Raw genomic sequence first — 2877 nt, 5'->3', positions numbered from 1 at the left:
GCCGGGACCGTACGGGGCGACGGCTCACCGGCGGCGACGCGCCGTCACCCCTTACGATCGAGGAATGAGCACGCGGATCGCCTTCCTCAAGGGGCACGGCACGGAGAACGACTTCGTGATCGTCCCGGACCCCGAGAACGCCGTCGACCTCCCCCCGGCCGCCGTCGCCGCCCTGTGCGACCGCCGCGCGGGTATCGGCGGCGACGGGCTGCTGCACGTGGTGCGGTCCGCGGCGCATCCCGAGGCCCGTGGCATGGCGGCCGAGGCCGAGTGGTTCATGGACTACCGCAACGGCGACGGCTCGATCGCGGAGATGTGCGGCAACGGAGTGCGTGTGTTCGCGCGCTATCTCCAGCGCGCGGGGCATGTGTCCGCGGGAGACATCACGGTCGCCACGCGTGGGGGCGTGAAGACCGTGCACATCGCCAAGGACGGAGACATCACCGTCGGCATGGGCCGGGCGCTGTTCCCCGAGGGCGACGTCACCGTGAGCGTCGGCGGGCGCGACTGGCCCGCCCGGAACGTGAACATGGGCAATCCGCACGCCGTGGCCTTCGTCGACGACCTCGCCCACGCGGGCGATCTGTTCACCCCGCCCCCGTTCAGCCCCCCGTCCGCCTACCCGGACGGGGTGAACGTGGAGTTCGTCGCCGACCGCGGCCCGCGGCATGTGGCGATGCGGGTGCACGAGCGCGGGGCGGGCGAGACCCGGTCCTGCGGTACGGGCGCGTGCGCGGTCGCCGTGGCCGCCGCCCGCAGGGACGGCGCCGACCCGGCCGTCACCGGCGCCCCGGCGACATACACGGTCGACGTGCCCGGCGGCACCCTCGTGATCACCGAACGGCCCGACGGCGAGATCGAGATGACCGGTCCCGCGGTGATCGTCGCCGAGGGCGCGATCGAGGCGGAGTGGCTGGAGAACGCCCTGCGCTGACCGGCGCCGGCTCCGTATCCAAGCCGCCGGTCCTCCGCGTGGTCGTTTCCCCAGGACGGTGAGGGGTACCGGACTTCGAGATCATGGCGGAGGCCACCCCGGTGGCGTGAAAGCGACTGCCGGTGGACCTTCGCTCGATGGAGTGATCCGTTTCACGCTCGGCCGGAGGCGGTCGGTCCGGCGGGGTCGGGGTCGGTAGCATCAAGCACCGGCCCGGACGGGAGACGAGCACCGTCTCCTGAGCCCGAGTCCGCCCTGGGGCACGCCGTCCGCCGGTCCACGCAGCCGGAGGTGCCCATGAACGCGGAGGCCGTGAATCCCGCGACCCCAGGCCCGGTGACTTCTGGTCACGTCACACCCACGGGATCGCGCAGGAAGTCCCGCCCCCGGCTCGACCTGCGACGGCTCGGCCGCGCAGCGCTGCTCGGAGGCACCGCGCGTGACCGGCTTCCGGACGCCATCGGACACGTCGTGGACACCCACCGTGCCCACCACCCCGACGCCGATCTCGAACCCCTGCGCCGGGCCTATGTGCTGGCCGAGTCCTCCCACCGCGGCCAGATGCGCAAGAGCGGCGAGCCGTACATCACCCACCCGCTGGCCGTGACTCTCATCCTCGCCGAACTGGGGGCGGAGACCACGACGTTGACGGCGTCCCTGCTCCACGACACCGTCGAGGACACGGAGGTGACGCTCGATCAGGTGAGGGAGCAGTTCGGCGAGGAGGTCCGGTATCTCGTCGACGGCGTCACCAAGTTGGAGAAGGTCGACTACGGCGCCGCGGCCGAACCCGAGACGTTCCGCAAGATGCTCGTCGCCACCGGCAACGACGTCCGCGTGATGTCGATCAAACTCGCCGACCGGCTGCACAACATGCGCACGCTCGGTGTGATGCGCCCCGAGAAGCAGGAACGCATCGCCAAGGTGACCCGGGACGTGCTCATCCCGCTCGCCGAACGCCTCGGCGTCCAGGCGCTCAAGACGGAGCTGGAAGACCTCGTCTTCGCGATCATGCACCCCGACGAGTACGAGCTGACACGTGAGCTGATCGTGCGCAACGCGGCCCGCGCGGACGACCCGCTCGCCGAGGTCGCCGACAGCGTGCGCAAGGTGCTCCGCGAGGCGGACATCACCGCCGAAGTCCTCATCCGGCCACGCCACTTCGTGTCCGTGCACCGGGTGTCCCGGAAACGCGGGCAGCTGCGGGGCGCCGACTTCGGCCGTCTGCTGGTGCTGGTGAACGAGGACGCCGACTGCTACGGCGTCCTGGGCGAGCTGCACACCTGTATGACGCCCGTCGTCTCGGAGTTCAAGGACTTCATCGCCGTACCGAAGTTCAACCTCTACCAGTCGCTGCACACCGCCGTCTCGGCCACGGACGGCCAGGTCGTCGAGGTGCTGATCCGCACCCACCAGATGCACAAGGTCGCCGAGGCCGGAGTCGTCGCCCTCGGCAACCCCTACGCCGCCCCGCCGGAGGAGCAGTCCGCGGCCGACGGCGAGCGTGTCGACCCCACCCGGCCCGGCTGGCTCTCCCGGCTCCTCGACTGGCAGCGGGCCGCGCCCGACCCCGACACCTTCTGGTCCACCCTGCGTGAGGACCTCGCCCAGGACCGCGAGATCACCGTCTTCCGCCCCGACGGGGGCACGCTGGGCCTGCCCGAGGGGGCGACCTGTGTCGACGCCGCGTACGCGCAGTACGGCGAGGACGCCCACGCGTGCATCGGTGCCCGGGTCAACGGCCGCCTGGCGACGCTGAGCACCGTGCTGAAGGACGGTGACACGGTCCAGCTGCTGATGGGGCAGGACGCGGCCTCCGAGCCCTCCCGGGAGTGGCTGGAGCACGCGCACACCCCGGCGGCGCGGATCGCCATCCAGCGGTGGCTGACCGCCCACCCCGCACAGGACGACGCGGCCGCGGCGGAGGCGGCATCGCCCTCCCG

Annotated in this window: 2 protein-coding genes; both read left to right on the top strand. The window is 71.8% G+C overall.

The genetic code is table 11. The features are described 5' to 3' along the window. The first annotated feature begins 64 nt into the window (after window positions 1-64). Window positions 65-934 carry a diaminopimelate epimerase gene (dapF, locus tag B9S61_RS13170; protein ID WP_103542424.1) on the top strand — a complete coding sequence of 290 codons (870 nt, stop codon included), beginning with the start codon at window positions 65-67 and terminating at the stop codon, window positions 932-934. Between the two features lie 297 nt (window positions 935-1231). Further along, on the top strand, window positions 1232-2877 hold a 1646-nt coding region (locus B9S61_RS13165; RefSeq protein WP_103542423.1), incomplete at its 3' end, for a bifunctional (p)ppGpp synthetase/guanosine-3',5'-bis(diphosphate) 3'-pyrophosphohydrolase.

The sequence above is a fragment of the Streptomyces sp. SM1 genome (assembly GCF_002910825.1).
GTDB classification, from domain to species: domain Bacteria; phylum Actinomycetota; class Actinomycetes; order Streptomycetales; family Streptomycetaceae; genus Streptomyces; species Streptomyces okerensis.
The sequence above is the reverse complement of the archived record's forward strand: the minus strand, read 5'-3'. Positions and strand labels throughout refer to the sequence as shown.